Genomic DNA, 14792 nt, shown 5'->3' with positions numbered 1-14792 from the left:
GGCTCGTCGTAGACTGGCAGGTCGAAGTCGGCGAGATCGACAAGCTCAACCTCAAACCCGCCATGCGCCTTGGCGTAGGTCTCGAACCAACGGCCGATCGATATCCCGACGCGGCCGGGGCGAGTGGAGCAAACGATGATGTTCAGCTTCAGGGACATGGTCGACCTCGTGGAATGCTGAGGTCACCTATAGCCTGCTGAGCGCTGATCGCTAGCCGGGCGGTCCCTGCGCGAACGCGGGCAGGCCCGGTGTCATCTGATGCCAGGGCGGCGCCTCGGCGGTCCAGATATGCATGGCCGGCGACAGCGCGGACGGGTCGTCCAGGCTGCCGACCTTCACCGCCAGGAACGGCATTGAGGTCGGATCGGAATAGAGCGGCGTGCCGCATTCGGGACAGAACACCCGCTCCACGTCAGAGCCGCTGCCACCGGCGCTTTTGAACCCCTTCGGATAGCCCTTGGTGAGTTCGAACGCGGCCCGCGGCGCGAGCGCCACATAGTTGGGGCCGCCGCCGGAGCTATATTGGCACTGTCGGCAGTGGCAGACCCCGACCGCCATGGGCGGTTGAGTGATCTTGTAGCGGACCGATCCGCAGGCGCAGCCGCCTTGCAACTCGCTCATGTCGTCCCTTCCCTAGCCGACCAGTTCGACGCTCTTGGTGAGCACGAAATCCTTTGGGTCAGGCGCCAAGGTCGCGCGCCAGTAGTCCACTAGGGCGAACGGCCAGTTCTGGCTCACCCGTCCCTTCTCATTCTTGTACCAACTGGTGACCTGTGGCGCGCCCCAGGCCATCAGGCTGTTGCCCGCATCGACCTTGGCGTTGAAGGCATCATGAACCTCGCGCCGGGGCTCCATCGCCGCCGAGCCGGTCTCGGCCAGCAGTTGTAGACATCCCACGATGTAGCGAACGCTGCACTCGGAGAAAAAGATGATCGAACCGTTGACCACGATGTTGGTGTTGGGGCCGTAGATCATGAACAGGTTCGGGAAGCCCGGCGCGGTCATACCCAGATAGGCGCGGGCGTCGCCGTCCCAGCTAGCGTGCAGGTCCACGCCGTCCCTCCCGGTGATCTTCATCGGCCACAGGAATTTCGAGGCGTAGAAGCCCGTGCCGTAGATGATGACGTCGAACTCCCGGGCCTCGCCGTCCACCGTGACGATCCCCCGGGGCGTGATCTCGGCGATGCCCTCGGTGACCAGTTCGACATTGTCGCGCTTCAGCGCCTCGATCCATACGCCGTTGTCGAGCAGCGAGCGCTTGCCGCCTACCGGATAGGTTGGGATCACCTTGGCGATCAGATCGGGGCGGTCCGGCGCCTGGGCGGCGATGGCCTGAGCGATCATCTCGCGGAAGCCAAAGTTCAGTTCGCTGACCGCCGTGGTCGGTCCAGCCCAATTCGGATCGGCGGTGACCATGGGCAGCAACCCGTCGGTCACCGTCCAGAACATCCAGAAGCGGTACCATTTGTCGTAGAACGGCACGTGCTCCATCAGCCAGTTCATCCCGGCCGGCACATCCTCATGATAGTGCCCCACCGGGAAGCCCCATGGCGGGGTGCGCTGGAAGACGGTCAGGCTGCCGACCTTGCCGGCGATCTCCGGCACGAACTGGAAGGCACTGGCGCCGGTGCCGATCACCGCGACCCGCTTTCCAGTCAGATCGACGTCGTGACGCCACTCGGCCGAATGGAAGGCTGCGCCCGCGAACCGTTCACGTCCCTTGATGTCCGGATAGCGTGGCCGATTGAGCTGACCGACGGCGGTGATCACCGCCTGGGCCTCCACCTCCTCATTGCCCGAAGGGGTCTTCAGCCGCACCTTCCAAACGGCGCGTGGCTCGTCCCAGACCATTTCCTCGACCGTGGTCTCGAACCGGACATGCTTCTTGACGTCATGCCGGGCGGCGACGCCGCGGAAATAGTCCAGCAGGACGGGCTGGGTGGAGAAATGCTGCGGCCAAAAATGGTTCGGCTCGAAGCTGTAGGAGTACATGTGGTTCGAGGAATCCACCCGGCAGCCCGGATAGGTGTTCTCCAACCACGTCCCGCCCACATCGGCGTTCTTGTCGACGATCTCAAAGGGCACGCCGGCCTGGGTCAGGCGGATGGCCGCGAGGATACCGGACATCCCGGCTCCGACCACCAGCACGTTCAGCCGTCGGGCGGCCGCCTTGAGTTGCGGCGAGGACCAGTTGGGGTCCTTGGAGCTATGGCCGTCCAAGGCCAGCTCGTCGCTGAGGAACTCGCCATAGCCGTCTGGAATGTCCGCCCCGGCGACGAAGCTCATCATCTGGCGAACGGCTTCCGGCCCTGGGATCGGGGCCATCGGGCGCTTGCCGGTCAGATAGTCGGTGATCGCAATCTTGGCCGCGGCCCGCATCTTGGCCTGCTCGGCCTCTGGCACGCCGGTCTCGCCGCGCGAGAGCGGCATGTACATCGGCCGCCACTCTGGTCGCAGCCAGGACAGATCGCCGGTCAGATGCACCAGGGCGGCGGACAAGGCCGGGAGGTGAGCGCTCTCGAGCGCCTGATCGAGGGGGGCCAGATCTACGGCCATGCTCTTCCTCCCTGGGTAATCACCGTTCTTGGAGGAGAGCTTACGCCTATGGCGGTCGAGGAAAAGGGCGCCCTTGCGTCAGGGCGCCTTTCGCTCAGGCGACGATTCGCACCGGCAGGGTTTCATAGCCCTTCACGAAGCTGGAACGGACGCGGCGCGGTTCCTCGACGACCTCGATGCGCTCGAACCGCTTGAGGATCTCCTCCCAAACGACGCGCAGCTGCATTTCCGCCAGACGGTTGCCGACGCAGCGGTGGATGCCGAAGCCGAAGGACATGTGTTGGCGGGGCCGTTCGCGATCGACGATGAAGCGTTCGGGTTCGGTAATCGCCTCATCGTCGCGGTTGCCCGAGACGTACCACATGACGACCTTGTCGCCCTTCTTGATGGTCTTGCCGCCTAGCTCAATGTCTTCGGTCGCCGTGCGCCGCATATGGGCCAAAGGCGTCTGCCAACGGATGATCTCCGGCACCATCGAGGTGATCAGCGAGTGGTCGGCCCGCAGCTTGTCGTACTGGTCGGGGTTCTGATTGAGGGCGTAGAGCCCGCCCGTCATCGAGTTGCGGGTGGTGTCGTTACCCCCGACGATCAGCAGGATAATGTTCCCGAGATACTCGTCGGGCGTCATGTTGCGAGTGGCCTCGCCATGCGCCAGCATCGAGATCAGGTCGCCGCGCGGCGGCTCATTGACCCGCTGGTTCCAGAGCTCGGTGAACTCGGCCAGGCACTCCATCAGTTCGGCTTGGCGTTCGTCCTCGGTCTCACAGATCCCGCCCGGCATCGGCATGCAGGTCGCCACGTCCGACCAGCGGGTCAGCTTACGGCGCTCCTCGAAGGGGAAATCGAACAGGGTCGCCAGCATCTGGGTGGTGAGCTCGATCGACACCCGGTCAACCCAGTCGAAGGTCTCGCCTCTCGGCAAGGCGTCCAGGATCTTGGCCGCCCGCTCGCGGATGATCGGTTCCATCATGTGAAGATTGGCCGGCGAGACTATCGGGCTGACGGTCTTGCGCTGAACGTCATGACGCGGCGGGTCCATGGCGATGAAGCTCGGTCGGCGCAGATCGGGACGGGCGTCGCGGATGGTGATCCCACCAAGCGCGGCTTCCGACGAAAAGACCCCGTGATTGGTGTCGACCGCCATGATGTCGTTGTACTTGGTCACCGACCAATAGGCCCCGAACTCGGAGTCGGCGCAGTAGTGGACCGGGTCCTCGCGCCGCAACCGTTCAAAATAGGGCCAGTGGGTGTTGGTCCGGAACAGCTCCGGATCGCCGGGGTGCATTTCCTCCAGCGGCATGGAATAGGCACGAACCCGCGCCTCGTCGGCCAGCTTCATGGCGCCATCAGCCATAGCGATCTCCCTGGTTCGGCGCCTGGCTTGCGGCTGGAAGGCCGTGACCGGCGTCGTTCGGGCGATGAAATCCCAAACCGCGCGCGGTCACAACGCCTTAAAAATCCGAACTAAGTTCGGTTGCGCTGGTTTCGACCTCAGCTTTGCCGTGCTTTCCAGACTGCATACGGCGACTCCTGGGCAGGGCCGGCAGGCTGGTGGCGCACATCCAGGGTCTGCTGCTCCAGGGGTTTCGCCATCTCGTCGTAGATCGAGGCCGTCGACAAACCGAAGGGTTCGCCATCCGCATTGGAGTAGGCGAACCTGACCGCGCTCACTCCGGTCAGGTACATGGCGGAAAGACACATCGGGCACGGCTGGCCGCTGGCGTAGACTATGCAGCCGTCGAGACGCGGCGATCCCAGGACCTGGGCGGCTCGCCGGATCGCTGAGAGTTCGGCGTGGGCGGTCGGATCGCCGGTCGCGCCGATCTCATTCACGCCAGTGGCGATCACCTCGCCATCCTTCACCACGACCGCCCCAAACGGGCGGCCGCCGGCGTCGCGGACATTGGCCAGGGCCAAGTCGATCGCCTGCTGCAGGAACTGTTCGTCGCCGGGCATGAGCCGCTCCTAGTTCTGCGCCTGTTTCACGCGGTCCAGGACATCCGAAGGCAGGCTCCTTCCCGACGCCGCAATGTTCTCCATCAAGTGGTTCATACGGGTGGTTCCGACCACCGCACATGAAACATTGGGGTCGGCCAGCACATAGGCCAGCGCGGCCTGCGACGCGGTCATCCCCGGCGTATCGGCCAGGAAACCGAACCGCCCGCCCTTGGCGACATCGGCGCGATGGTTCTTCAACGCCCGCAGCGCGTACCAGATATCCCGGGGCGCCCGCAGGCGCAGGACCTGGCGATTGGCGTGGCCCATGGCCAGAGCCATTCCGGCCAGGACCCCCTTGCCCTGCCCCGCCGCCTTGGCGATCAGCGGCGCGCGTTCAGGGCGCAGGACATTGTAGTCGACCATCACCACGTCAAAGACCGGCAGGCCAACCACATGCTCGATCAGGGTGGGATCGAAGCTGTTGACGCCCAGCGCTTGCACGAGGCCACGACGCTTCAAGCCATCCAACATCGTCAACATGGCCGCATCGAGCTCAGCCACCGCCGGTCCGTGCAGTTGCAGGAGCGGCAGCGTCTCGAGGCCAAGGTTTCGCAGGCTGCGTTCGACGCTGGCCTCGATCCCTGCAAGTGAGAAGTCACGCACCACACGGCGGCCGTCATGCCAGGTCCCAGCCTTGGTGGCGACGACGACCCCGTCCAAGGCCCGGCCCTTGAGCGCCCGGCCCAGCCGAGGCTCAGCCTCCCCGCCTGAATAGGCCGCGCCGGTGTCGAAGAAGGTGACGCCATGATCGAGGGCGGCATGGACCAGGGCCAGCGCTTGGCGCTCGTCGAACGCCTTCTGGCCCCACCAACTCGCGCAGCCGAGCCCGATCTCCGAGACGACCAGGCCTGTCTTACCGAGCGGGCGGTACAGCATTTCAACGTCATTTCCTGGCGAAGGCGGCCCTGGGGAGGGCTTGCCGAGCCGGAGCCCACGAACTGGGCGAAGGCTGGTGGGCGGCGAGGGGCTCGAACCCCCGACCCCCTGGGTGTAAACCAGGTGCTCTGACCAACTGAGCTAGCCGCCCGTAGGCGTCCTTGCGGCGCGCCTGTAGATAGCGAAAAGGGCGACCTCCGGGTACGGAGGCCGCCCTAAATACAAGGGTCGTTGGACTAGCCTAGTTCAACGAGCCCTTCAGGCCCTCGCCGACGCGGAAGCGCGCAGTCTTCGAAGCCGGACGGCTAACCGTCTCACCGGTGCGCGGATTGCGCGCAGTACCAGCGGCGCGGTTCACAGGCACGAAGCTGCCGAAACCGACGAGTCGAACTTCTTGCCCCGCCTTCAGCGACTCGGTGACGCTCTCGATGAACGCTTCCAGCGCGTCTTTCGCCTGCGCCTTGTTAAGGCCCGCCTTATCGGCAATCGCCGTGACGAGTTCGGCCTTGGTCATTGTTTGTCTCTCCCAGCCCGTTATCTCAAACCGCGAACCTCTCGCGGAAGCGCGAGGCTGCTTCGCGTCGCGCGATTATGGCGGCCGATTCCTGCGCGTCAAACAAAGGCGGCGCGGGAAACCCCCGCGCCGCCTGAATTTACCTCACTTTTCCACCGATTAGTGGGTGATGACGCTCTCATCGCCGGCGTCATCAACTGCAACCGATACCGGTGGTTGGTCGGCAGGGTTCCACTCGATGGGAGTCAGGGGCTGAGTCAGCGCGTTGGCCAGCACTTCATCCACGTTTGAGACCGGGATAATTTCCAAAGCCGACTTCACGTTTTCCGGGATGTCGGCCAGGTCCTTCACGTTCTCCTGCGGGATCAGCACGGTCTTGACGCCTGAGCGGTGGGCCGCGAGCAGCTTTTCCTTCAAGCCGCCAATGGCCGTCACCCTGCCCCGCAGCGTGACCTCGCCGGTCATGGCGATGTCCTTGCGGATCGGGATACCGGTCAGCACCGAGACGATGGCCGTGGCCATCGCCGCGCCGGCCGATGGGCCGTCCTTGGGCGTTGCGCCGTCCGGCACGTGGATGTGCACGTCGGTCTTCTCGAAGATCGGCGGCTCGATGCCGAAGTGGGTCGCGCGGCTGCGGACATAGGAGTTCGCGGCCGAGATCGACTCCTTCATCACATCCTTCAGGTTACCCGTGATGGACATGCGGCCCTTGCCGGGCATCTTGACCGCTTCGATGGTCAGGATGTCCCCGCCGAACTCGGTGTAGGCCAGGCCGGTGATGATACCGACTTGGTCTTCCTCGTCCGTCTCGCCGTAGCGGTACTTCTGAACGCCCGCGTACTTGGCCAGCCGTTCGGCGTCGATGGTGATCGACTTGACGTCTTCACGCGCCAGGTCCCGCACCGTCTTACGCGCCAGGTTGCCAAGCTCCCGCTCGAGCGAGCGAACGCCGGCTTCCCGCGTGTAGTAGCGGATCAGGTCACGGACCGTTTGGGTCGGCACCACGAACTCCTCGGCCGTCAGGCCGTGGTCCTTGGTCAGCTTGGGCAGCACGTGCCGCAGCGCGATCTCGACCTTCTCATCCTCGGTGTAGCCGGGGATGCGGATGATCTCCATGCGGTCCAGCAGCGGCTGGGGCATGTTCAGGCTGTTGGCCGTGGTGACGAACATCACCGGCGACAGGTCGTAGTCCACTTCGAGATAGTGGTCCGCGAACGTCGAGTTCTGCGACGGATCGAGCACTTCAAGCAGGGCCGAGGACGGGTCACCGCGATAGTCGGAACCCATCTTGTCGATTTCATCCAGCAGGAAGAAGGCGTTGGTCGACTTGGCCTTCTTCATCGACTGGATGATCTTGCCCGGCATGGAGCCGATGTACGTCCGGCGGTGACCGCGGATCTCGGCCTCGTCCCGCACGCCGCCCAGGGAGACCCGGACGAACTCACGGTTCGTGGCTTCGGCGATCGACTTGCCCAGCGAGGTCTTGCCCACGCCCGGAGGGCCGACGAGGCAGAGGATCGGCCCTTTCAGGGCGCCGGTCCGGGCCTGCACGGCCAGGTACTCCAGGATGCGCTCCTTGACCTTCTCCAGACCGTAGTGATCGCGGTCGAGAACTTCCTCGGCCTTCACCAGATCGATGGTCTTGGTCTTCGCCTTGCCCCACGGGATCGAGAGGAGCCAGTCGAGATAATTCCGCACGACGGTGGATTCTGCCGACATCGGGCTCATGTTGCGCAGCTTCTTCAGCTCCGCATCGGCCTTGGTGCGGGCTTCCTTCGAGAGCTTCGTGCGCTTGATGCGCTTTTCCAGCTCGAGCAGTTCGTCGCGTTGATCGTCCTGCTCGCCCAGCTCGCGCTGGATCGCCTTCATCTGCTCGTTGAGATAGTACTCGCGCTGGGTCTTCTCCATCTGGCGCTTCACGCGCGAGCGGATTTTCTTCTCGACCTGCAGGACGGAAATCTCGCCCTCCATCAGGGCGAAGACCTTCTCCAGACGCTTCACGACGTTGAAGATTTCCAGCAGCTGCTGCTTGTCGCCGATCTTCACCGACAGGTGGGCGGCGATGCTGTCGGCCAGCTTGCCCGGCTCGACGATCTGCGGGATCGAGGCCAGGGCCTCGGGCGGGATCTTCTTGTTGAGCTTGACGTAGTTCTCGAACTGCTCGGCCACGGCGCGCGACAGGGCCTCGGCCTCGTGCTCCTCGCCGCCGTCCTCGTCGATGGCGGCCGTCTCGGCCTCATAATACTCGTCGCGGCCGGTGAACTTGATCACCGCGGCGCGGTGCTTGCCCTCGACCAGCACCTTGACCGTACCGTCGGGCAGCTTGAGCAGCTGCAGCACCGTGGCGACCACGCCGACGTCATAGATGTCGTCGGTGGCGGGGTCGTCGTCGGCGGAATTCTTCTGGGTCGCGAGCAGAATCTGCTTGTCGCCGCGCATCACTTCTTCAAGCGCGCGCACCGACTTGTCGCGCCCCACGAACAGGGGAACGACCATATGGGGAAACACCACGATGTCCCGAAGCGGCAACACCGGAAGCGTACGGATGTCGGTCATACCATTCTCCTCAGCGCGGCCCTGCAACAGTGGCGCCGCGCAGGCCGCCCTACACTGGGCGACCTTTGTGAATGATATGTGGCCGCTTCGCCGGTGCATTCAAGCGCAGGGGCCGCCGCGCGGCGGCAGGTCGCAGGGAAAAGGCGGCTTTTCCACGGGTTTTCGCGCTCCGCCGATATGCGGCGAAGGTGGGAGAGCCTACTCCACCGCCTGGTGGCTGTAGCTGAGCACCCGCGCCAGGCGCCAGCCGTCGGGCGCGAGGCGCCAGACCTGGACGAAGTGGGCCTTGCCGACCAGCTTTTCCGGGCCGTCGCCCCTGCGCTCGTAGAACAGGTGGTCGCCCTCCTCGAAGGCGCCATAGCCCGGGATCGGCTCGACCTTCAGGCTGCCGGCCACCAGCTCGCGGCGGGAACGCCAGGCGTCCGGCGCCTTCTTCTCCTCGCAGGACCTGGCGTAGTCGGCGACAAAGCCCGTGGCCCCGTCGGCGATCATGCCGCCCTTGTCGTGGAACATCTCGAAGTCGGGCGTCAGCATGGCCTCGACCCTCGCCGGGTCGCAGCCGGTGAAGAAGACCGCGAAGAACTCGGCGTCCCGCGACCGGATCGCCTCGGTCAGGGCCGCGCCCTGCGGCAAGGCCGGGGCGGCGGGCGGGCTTTGGGCCGCGACGGGTCCGGCGAGGACGGTGGCCGCAAGGGCCGCGAAGACGATCCGCATCGGGTCTACCGCTTCTTGCCCAGATGGGCGGCGATGTCCTTGGTCATCCGGCCGGCGGCCCGGTGGGCGGCGGTCAGCTGCTCCTTGGTCACGCCCCAGCGCTTCATCCAGTATTCCACGGCCTGGCGCTCGGAGAGGTCGAGGCGTTCGCGGTCGATGAAGCCGCGCTTGTCTTTCAGGCCGGCCATGAAGGGACTCCGCTCAAGGTGATGGCGCTGGATACGCCCAAATCAGCGCCAAGGCGAGATTGGCGCGGGGCCCCTCGCCCGCTAAACCGTCCCCATGACCCAGCCCCTGCGCCGCCTGATCGATTTGCCCGGGATCGCCGACCTCGAGACCCGCGCGCTGATGAAGCCCTCGCTGGCCGAGCCGGACGCCCGCGCCGATGCACCCGAGATCGACGAGGTCTGCCGCGCGAACTTCGGCCTGACCGTCGACGAGGCAGAGGCGATCGACCTGCCCGGCGACTGGGACGGCGTCGACCGCAAGCCGCCGGCGCAGCAGGTGTTCGCCTTCGAGGACGCCGGCTGGGATGTCACCGACAAACGCCGCCCTCTGCGGATGCTGGGGCACTACGCCCTGCCCCTGTGGCTGGCGATCCGGGGCGTGGCGGGAGAGCTGCCGTTCGTGGCCCCGCCGGCCGAGGAGAAGGACAGCTGGGCCGTCGGCCTGGCGGCCGAAGCCAAGGCCTACCGGAAGCGCTGACGCCCCGTCTTCTCCACAAGCCAAAGGCGGGACGGCCCGCCCGCCGCCAATTCGCCTCACTTGCGGCGTATCCGGGACGCCACACCCCGCTGCCTGCCCGTTCGCCGTGTCAAAGCGGCGCCTCGCGCGACTCGTAGCGGAGGCTTAAACATCTCCGTCGCATTGTCGGGCTAGACCGTTCGCAAGAAACGGTCCGCGCGAGTCGGGAAGAGACATTGACCACGAACCCCTCCGAGCCCCGCCGCTGGCGCAAGATTCTCGCGGCTTACCAGCGCCCCAGCCACGCCCGTTCGATCCTCGAGATCGTCCTGAGCGCCGCGCCGCTGGCGGCAATCTGGACCGCCGCCTGGGTCGCGTCCGTCTTCGGCCTGTGGTGGCTGGCCCTGCTCCTCTCCATTCCGGCCGCGGCCTTCCTGGTGCGGCTGTTCATGGTGCAGCACGACTGCAGCCACCAGTCCTTCTTCCGCAGTCCGGCGGCGAACAACTGGACCGGCCGGCTGATCGGCGTCCTGACCATGACGCCCTATCACTGCTGGCGCCGGTCACACGCGATCCACCACGCCACCTCGGGCGATCTGGATCGCCGGGGCCTGGGCGACATCGCCACCCTGACCGTGGCCGAGTACCGCGCCCTGCCCCTGCTGAAGCGGATCGGCTACCGCCTGTATCGCAATCCCCTCGTCCTGTTCGTCATCGGCCCGGCCTGGGTCTTCGTGATCGAGCAGCGCATGCCCATGGGCCTGATGAAGGAAGGCTGGAAGCCGTGGCTGAGCGCCATGGGCACCAACCTGACCATCGCCGTCCTGATCACCGCGGTGATCCTGCTCGGCGGCTGGAAGGGCCTGCTGCTGATTCACCTGCCGACCATCCTGCTGGCGGCGTCGATCGGCGTCTGGCTGTTCTACGTCCAGCATCAGTTCGAGGGCAGCTATTGGGCCCGCGAGGGTGAGTGGGACCACACCCACGCGGCCCTGCACGGCAGTTCACACTATGACCTGCCCGAACCCCTGCGCTGGATGACCGCCAACATCGGGGTGCACCACGTGCATCACGTGAACAGCCGCATCCCCTACTATCGCCTGACCCGGGTCCTGAAGGACCATCCCGAACTGCGCGAGGTCAGCCGGCTGGGCCTGCTGGAGAGCTTCCGGACCGTGTCCCTGTCCCTGTGGGACGAGGGGAGCCGCCGGCTGATCTCCTTCCGCCAGCTGCGGCAACTGCGGCGGTCGGAGCGGGCGGCGGCCTGAGGGCGGCGCCGGTCTGTAGAATTAGACCTGAGCCCGCGCCGCCAGCCTGGCGACCTGCAGCTCAAGGCGCTTCACCTCGCGGATGATCTGGTTCTTGCTCAACTCCATGAAGAACCAGATCTTGATCAGGCCGATGGCGATGAAGGCCAACACCGTGGCCCCACCCCAGAGCGCCATCTCATGCGCCCCCGTGGCGGTGTAGAACTTCCAGCCGAAGGCCACGCCCGCCGCGAAGAGCAGAAAGGCCCCGAGCCACCCCCCGACGTAGATCAGCTGGTTGGGACCGGCGCCGAGCGTGGCGAACGCCTGCCGGATCATGGACTGCTCGCCATTGAAGCCCTCCAGCGCCCGGGCGTCCTCGGCGGACAGGGCCTGGCGGATGGCGTCGTCGATATGGGTCATGATGAATCTCCTTCCAGAAAGGTTTTCAGAGCCGACCGCGCGTGGTGCAGCCGGGATTTCACCGTGCCGACGGGAACGCCGGCGACAACGGCGACAGCCTCGATATCAAGGCCCTCCCCGTAGAATAGACTGGCCACCAGGCGCTGGTCGGCCGGCAGGCGGGCCAGGGCGGCGGTCAGGTCCAGGCCGATGTCGGCGTCGATCCGGGGCGGTCCGGGAGGCTGGGCTTCCAACCCCTCGCTCAACCGTCGCGCCCGTCCGCGGGTGCGGATCAGGTCGACGCATCTCCGCGTGGCGATGGCGTAGAGCCATGCCGGGAACCGCGCGGGGTCATCCAGCCGGGCCAGTCCCCTGAGGGCGGCCACCCAGGTGTCCTGCACCACGTCGCGGGCGGCCTCACGGTCGCCCAGGGTTCGGGCGGCGTGACGCTGCAGCCGGGGCGACCAGCGGCCGACCAACTGTTCCAGCGCCGGCCGGGATCCGTCCCGCGCAAGCAGAACGAGATACTCATCCAGCACCTGCTCGAGATCGCGTCGCACGCCCGCCTCCAGCTTCCACGAGGATAGTCGCGCGCCGCCGGCAAAAGGTTCAATGCCGGCGCAGTTTTTCAAGCCACCCCTGTCGGAGCGCGGCATACTGGTTCGTCCTGCGGATGAACGGAGACCCGCCGATGCTCTACGCCCTGCTCTGTTACAACGACGAGGCCGAGGTGTTCGCCTGGGACCAGGATCAGGACGCCGCCGTGATGGCGCGGCTGGAGGCCGTGCAGCAGACGCTGGACAAGGCCGGCAAGCTGGGCCCGTCCCTGAGGCTGCTGCCGACCACGGCGGCGACCACCCTGCGCAAGGACCAGGACCTGGTCATCGACGGCCCCTACGCCGAAACCAAGGAACAGTTGCTGGGCTTCTACCTGCTCGACATCGACGGGCTTGAGGAAGGCCTGGCCATCGCCCGCGACCTGGCGGCGGCGAACCCCGGCGGCGCCTACGAGATCCGTCCGATTGGCTACTTCCGTCCGGGGAAGGCCCTGGGGTGACCGATCCCGCCTGGATCGACGCGGCCCTGACCGGCGCCCGCCCCCAGGCCGTGGGCGCCCTGTTGCGCTATTTCCGGGATCTCGACACCGCCGAGGAAGCCTTCCAGGACGCCTGCCTGCGGGCCCTGAAGAGCTGGCCGGTCAACGGGCCGCCGCGGGACCCGGCCGCATGGCTGATCATGGTCGGCCGCAACGCCGGCATCGACGGCGTCCGGCGGCGGGCGAAACAGACCGCTCTTCCGGACGAGGCCGTCCTGTCCGACACGGACGACGCCGAAACGCCGCTGGCCGAGCGGCTGGACGGCGCGGACTATCGGGACGACGTCCTGCGGCTGCTGTTTATCTGCTGTCACCCGGACCTGCCCGCGACCCAGCAGATCGCCCTGGCGCTGCGGATCGTGTCGGGACTCTCGGTCAGGCAGATCGCCCGCGCCTTCCTGGTCGGCGAACGGGCCATGGAACAGCGGATCACCCGGGCCAAGGCGAAGGTCGCCGACGCCGGGACGCCGTTCGAAACCCCCGGTCCGGCCGAGCGCGCCGAGCGGGTCGCGGCCGTGGCGGCGATGATCTACCTGCTGTTCAATGAGGGCTATTCCGCTGGCGGACGGCGGGACGACCGGGCCCGGCTGGCGGACGAGGCCATCCGACTGGCGCGCCTGCTGCTGCGGCTCTACCAGACCGAGCCGGAGATCATGGGGCTGACGGCGCTGTTGCTGCTCCAGCACTCCCGCGCCGCGGCCCGCTTCGACGAGGCGGGCGAGATGGTGCTGATGGACGATCAGGACCGCTCGCTCTGGGACCGGCGCCTGATCGCCGAGGGTCTGGCCCTGGTCGACAAGGCCATGCGCCACCGCCGGCCCGGCCCCTACCAGATCCAGGCGGCGATTGCCGCCCTGCACGCCCGCGCGGCCCGGGCCGAGGACACCGACTGGGCCGGAATCGCGGCCCTCTACGCCGCGCTGGAGCGGCTGGCTCCCTCACCGGTCATCACGCTCAACCGGGCGGTGGCGGTCAGCAAGACCGACGGGCCGCGAGCCGCGCTGGAGCTGATCGAGCCCCTGGCGCCGCGCCTGGCCGGGTATTTCCACTTCCACGGCGTGCGTGGGGCGCTGTTGCAGCAGCTCGGCGAGGCGGCGGAGGCCCGCGTGGCCTTCAATCAGGCCATCGCCCTGGCCAACAGCCCCGCCGAGGCGGCCCATATCCGCCTGCACCTTGACCGGCTGCAGGCCGGCTTGGCGTCCTGAGGAAAAATCGTGGAGGCTGTCGGAACGCCGGCCTCCCGTTCGTCCTGGGGACGAGACCATCCAGACGAAGGACCAGAGCATGACCGCCGAACACGAACTCGTCCTCGAACGCGTCTTCGACGCCCCGCCCGAGAAGGTCTACCGCGCCTGGACCGATCCGACTCTGATCCCGCAGTGGTTCGTTCCCAAGCCCTGGACCATCTCCAAGGTCGAGCAGGACCTGCGCCCCGGCGGTTCGTCCTCGATCACCATGAAGGACCCTGACGGCGCCGAATTCCCCAATCCCGGCGTCTATCTGGAAATCGTTCCGAACCGTCGCCTGGTGTTCACCGACGCCTTCGTCGGCGACTGGGTTCCCGCCGGGCCGTTCATGGTCGCCATCGTCGAATTCGAACCGCTGGACGGCGGCCGCACGACATACACCGCCCGCGCCCGCCACTGGACCGCCGTGGTCAGGACCCGGCACGAAGAGATGGGTTTCCACCAGGGCTGGAGCCAATGCGCCGACCAGCTCGCCGAGCTCCTCAAGACCTTCTGACGAAAGGACCACCGTCATGACCGAGCAAGCCGCCGCGCCCCTGAAGGGCGTCATCCCCTACCTCAACGTCGTCGGGGCCGCCGAGGCCGCCGAGCTCTACAAGGCCGCCTTCGGCGCGGTCGAAGCCCGCCGCCTGCCGGCCGAGGACGGCAAGCGGCTGATGCACTGCCATCTGGTGATCAACGAAGGCTCGCTGATGCTCAGCGACTGCTTTCCCGAGCACGGCTACGAACACCAGCCCTCGCACAGCTTCACCATGCAGCTGGTGGTCGATGACATCGACACCTGGTTCCAGCAGGCGGTCGACGCCGGGCTCGAGGTGATGAACCCCGTGGCCCTGATGTTCTGGGGCGACCGCTGGGGCTCGCTGAAGGATCGCTTCGGCGTCCACTGGGCGATGAACCAG

The 14792-nt window shown here is 66.5% G+C and carries 18 protein-coding genes and 1 tRNA gene; 6 read left to right on the top strand and 13 right to left on the bottom strand.

Annotation, left to right across the window (positions count from 1 at the left end; translation table 11 throughout):
• From Q7T84_RS21160 to Q7T84_RS13125, 11 genes are all read right to left on the bottom strand, one after another.
• On the bottom strand, window positions 1–158 hold a 158-nt coding region (locus Q7T84_RS21160), incomplete at its 3' end, for an NADPH-dependent FMN reductase (protein WP_370653660.1).
• 52 nt (window positions 159–210) lie between these two features.
• Window positions 211–621 carry a GFA family protein gene (locus Q7T84_RS13170; protein ID WP_304809613.1) on the bottom strand — a complete coding sequence of 137 codons (411 nt, stop codon included), beginning with the start codon at window positions 619–621 and terminating at the stop codon, window positions 211–213.
• A gap of 12 nt (window positions 622–633) precedes the next feature.
• A complete protein-coding gene (locus tag Q7T84_RS13165; protein ID WP_304809611.1) occupies window positions 634–2556 on the bottom strand; it encodes an NAD(P)/FAD-dependent oxidoreductase in 1923 nt (640 codons plus the stop codon).
• A gap of 94 nt (window positions 2557–2650) precedes the next feature.
• Window positions 2651–3910: a cytochrome P450 gene (locus tag Q7T84_RS13160; RefSeq protein WP_304809609.1), complete on the bottom strand. Its 1260-nt coding sequence runs from the start codon at window positions 3908–3910 to the stop codon at window positions 2651–2653.
• 137 nt (window positions 3911–4047) lie between these two features.
• Window positions 4048–4512 carry a nucleoside deaminase gene (locus Q7T84_RS13155; protein ID WP_304809607.1) on the bottom strand — a complete coding sequence of 155 codons (465 nt, stop codon included), beginning with the start codon at window positions 4510–4512 and terminating at the stop codon, window positions 4048–4050.
• 9 nt (window positions 4513–4521) lie between these two features.
• Window positions 4522–5430 carry an aldo/keto reductase gene (locus Q7T84_RS13150; RefSeq protein WP_304809605.1) on the bottom strand — a complete coding sequence of 303 codons (909 nt, stop codon included), beginning with the start codon at window positions 5428–5430 and terminating at the stop codon, window positions 4522–4524.
• Window positions 5431–5504: 74 nt separating this feature from the next.
• Window positions 5505–5581: transfer RNA gene (locus tag Q7T84_RS13145), tRNA-Val, on the bottom strand.
• 90 nt (window positions 5582–5671) lie between these two features.
• Entirely contained in the window at window positions 5672–5944 is a 273-nt protein-coding gene (locus tag Q7T84_RS13140) for an HU family DNA-binding protein (RefSeq protein WP_304809602.1), read from the bottom strand.
• Between the two features lie 159 nt (window positions 5945–6103).
• Complete coding sequence (gene lon, locus Q7T84_RS13135) at window positions 6104–8500, bottom strand: endopeptidase La (protein WP_304809600.1); 2397 nt, start codon at window positions 8498–8500, stop codon at window positions 6104–6106.
• Window positions 8501–8698: 198 nt separating this feature from the next.
• Window positions 8699–9214, bottom strand: coding sequence for a nuclear transport factor 2 family protein (locus tag Q7T84_RS13130; protein WP_304809598.1), 516 nt, complete (start codon window positions 9212–9214; stop codon window positions 8699–8701).
• 5 nt (window positions 9215–9219) lie between these two features.
• Window positions 9220–9402 carry a DUF3606 domain-containing protein gene (locus tag Q7T84_RS13125; RefSeq protein WP_304809596.1) on the bottom strand — a complete coding sequence of 61 codons (183 nt, stop codon included), beginning with the start codon at window positions 9400–9402 and terminating at the stop codon, window positions 9220–9222.
• A gap of 94 nt (window positions 9403–9496) precedes the next feature.
• Between Q7T84_RS13125 and Q7T84_RS13120 the strand changes: the two genes are divergently transcribed.
• Window positions 9497–9919: a hypothetical protein gene (locus Q7T84_RS13120; RefSeq protein WP_304809594.1), complete on the top strand. Its 423-nt coding sequence runs from the start codon at window positions 9497–9499 to the stop codon at window positions 9917–9919.
• Window positions 9920–10134: 215 nt separating this feature from the next.
• Window positions 10135–11166: a fatty acid desaturase gene (locus Q7T84_RS13115; protein ID WP_304809592.1), complete on the top strand. Its 1032-nt coding sequence runs from the start codon at window positions 10135–10137 to the stop codon at window positions 11164–11166.
• A gap of 21 nt (window positions 11167–11187) precedes the next feature.
• On the opposite strand, the gene Q7T84_RS13110 is transcribed toward Q7T84_RS13115, so the two are convergent.
• Together Q7T84_RS13110 and Q7T84_RS13105 are read right to left on the bottom strand one after the other, a co-directional pair.
• A complete protein-coding gene (locus Q7T84_RS13110) occupies window positions 11188–11568 on the bottom strand; it encodes a DUF6768 family protein (protein ID WP_304809590.1) in 381 nt (126 codons plus the stop codon).
• The gene (locus tag Q7T84_RS13105) at window positions 11565–12107 is read right to left on the bottom strand and encodes an RNA polymerase sigma factor (RefSeq protein WP_304809588.1); all 543 of its coding nucleotides are present in this window, start codon (window positions 12105–12107) and stop codon (window positions 11565–11567) included. The genes Q7T84_RS13110 and Q7T84_RS13105 overlap by 4 nt, the downstream gene beginning before the upstream one ends.
• A 131-nt stretch (window positions 12108–12238) precedes the next feature.
• Here Q7T84_RS13105 and Q7T84_RS13100 point away from each other — a divergent pair, with 131 nt between their 5' ends.
• The 4 genes from Q7T84_RS13100 to Q7T84_RS13085 form a co-directional block, all read left to right on the top strand.
• Window positions 12239–12604, top strand: a complete 366-nt coding sequence (locus Q7T84_RS13100) for a YciI family protein (protein ID WP_304809586.1) — start codon at window positions 12239–12241, stop codon at window positions 12602–12604.
• Entirely contained in the window at window positions 12601–13848 is a 1248-nt protein-coding gene (locus Q7T84_RS13095; RefSeq protein WP_304809584.1) for an RNA polymerase sigma factor, read from the top strand. Before Q7T84_RS13100 ends, Q7T84_RS13095 begins: the two co-directional genes overlap by 4 nt.
• A 79-nt stretch (window positions 13849–13927) precedes the next feature.
• The gene (locus tag Q7T84_RS13090; protein WP_304809582.1) at window positions 13928–14386 is read left to right on the top strand and encodes an SRPBCC family protein; all 459 of its coding nucleotides are present in this window, start codon (window positions 13928–13930) and stop codon (window positions 14384–14386) included.
• Between the two features lie 16 nt (window positions 14387–14402).
• The coding region (locus Q7T84_RS13085; protein WP_304809580.1) for a glyoxalase/bleomycin resistance/extradiol dioxygenase family protein at window positions 14403–14792 on the top strand (390 nt) is incomplete at its 3' end.

This window comes from Phenylobacterium sp. (assembly GCF_030654915.1).
Taxonomy (GTDB): Bacteria; Pseudomonadota; Alphaproteobacteria; order Caulobacterales; family Caulobacteraceae; genus Phenylobacterium.
The sequence above is the reverse complement of the archived record's forward strand: the minus strand, read 5'-3'. Positions and strand labels throughout refer to the sequence as shown.

Coding starts and splice junctions, on each gene's coding strand:
- Q7T84_RS13125 (WP_304809596.1), bottom strand. CDS start 9,402: ATGGCCGGCCTGAAAGACAAGCGCGGCTTCATCGACCGCGAACGCCTC.
- Q7T84_RS13120 (WP_304809594.1), top strand. CDS start 9,497: ATGACCCAGCCCCTGCGCCGCCTGATCGATTTGCCCGGGATCGCCGAC.
- Q7T84_RS13170 (WP_304809613.1), bottom strand. CDS start 621: ATGAGCGAGTTGCAAGGCGGCTGCGCCTGCGGATCGGTCCGCTACAAG.
- Q7T84_RS13090 (WP_304809582.1), top strand. CDS start 13,928: ATGACCGCCGAACACGAACTCGTCCTCGAACGCGTCTTCGACGCCCCG.
- Q7T84_RS13165 (WP_304809611.1), bottom strand. CDS start 2,556: ATGGCCGTAGATCTGGCCCCCCTCGATCAGGCGCTCGAGAGCGCTCAC.
- lon (WP_304809600.1), bottom strand. CDS start 8,500: ATGACCGACATCCGTACGCTTCCGGTGTTGCCGCTTCGGGACATCGTG.
- Q7T84_RS13160 (WP_304809609.1), bottom strand. CDS start 3,910: ATGGCTGATGGCGCCATGAAGCTGGCCGACGAGGCGCGGGTTCGTGCC.
- Q7T84_RS13140 (WP_304809602.1), bottom strand. CDS start 5,944: ATGACCAAGGCCGAACTCGTCACGGCGATTGCCGATAAGGCGGGCCTT.
- Q7T84_RS13100 (WP_304809586.1), top strand. CDS start 12,239: ATGCTCTACGCCCTGCTCTGTTACAACGACGAGGCCGAGGTGTTCGCC.
- Q7T84_RS13130 (WP_304809598.1), bottom strand. CDS start 9,214: ATGCGGATCGTCTTCGCGGCCCTTGCGGCCACCGTCCTCGCCGGACCC.
- Q7T84_RS13110 (WP_304809590.1), bottom strand. CDS start 11,568: ATGACCCATATCGACGACGCCATCCGCCAGGCCCTGTCCGCCGAGGAC.
- Q7T84_RS13150 (WP_304809605.1), bottom strand. CDS start 5,430: ATGCTGTACCGCCCGCTCGGTAAGACAGGCCTGGTCGTCTCGGAGATC.
- Q7T84_RS13155 (WP_304809607.1), bottom strand. CDS start 4,512: ATGCCCGGCGACGAACAGTTCCTGCAGCAGGCGATCGACTTGGCCCTG.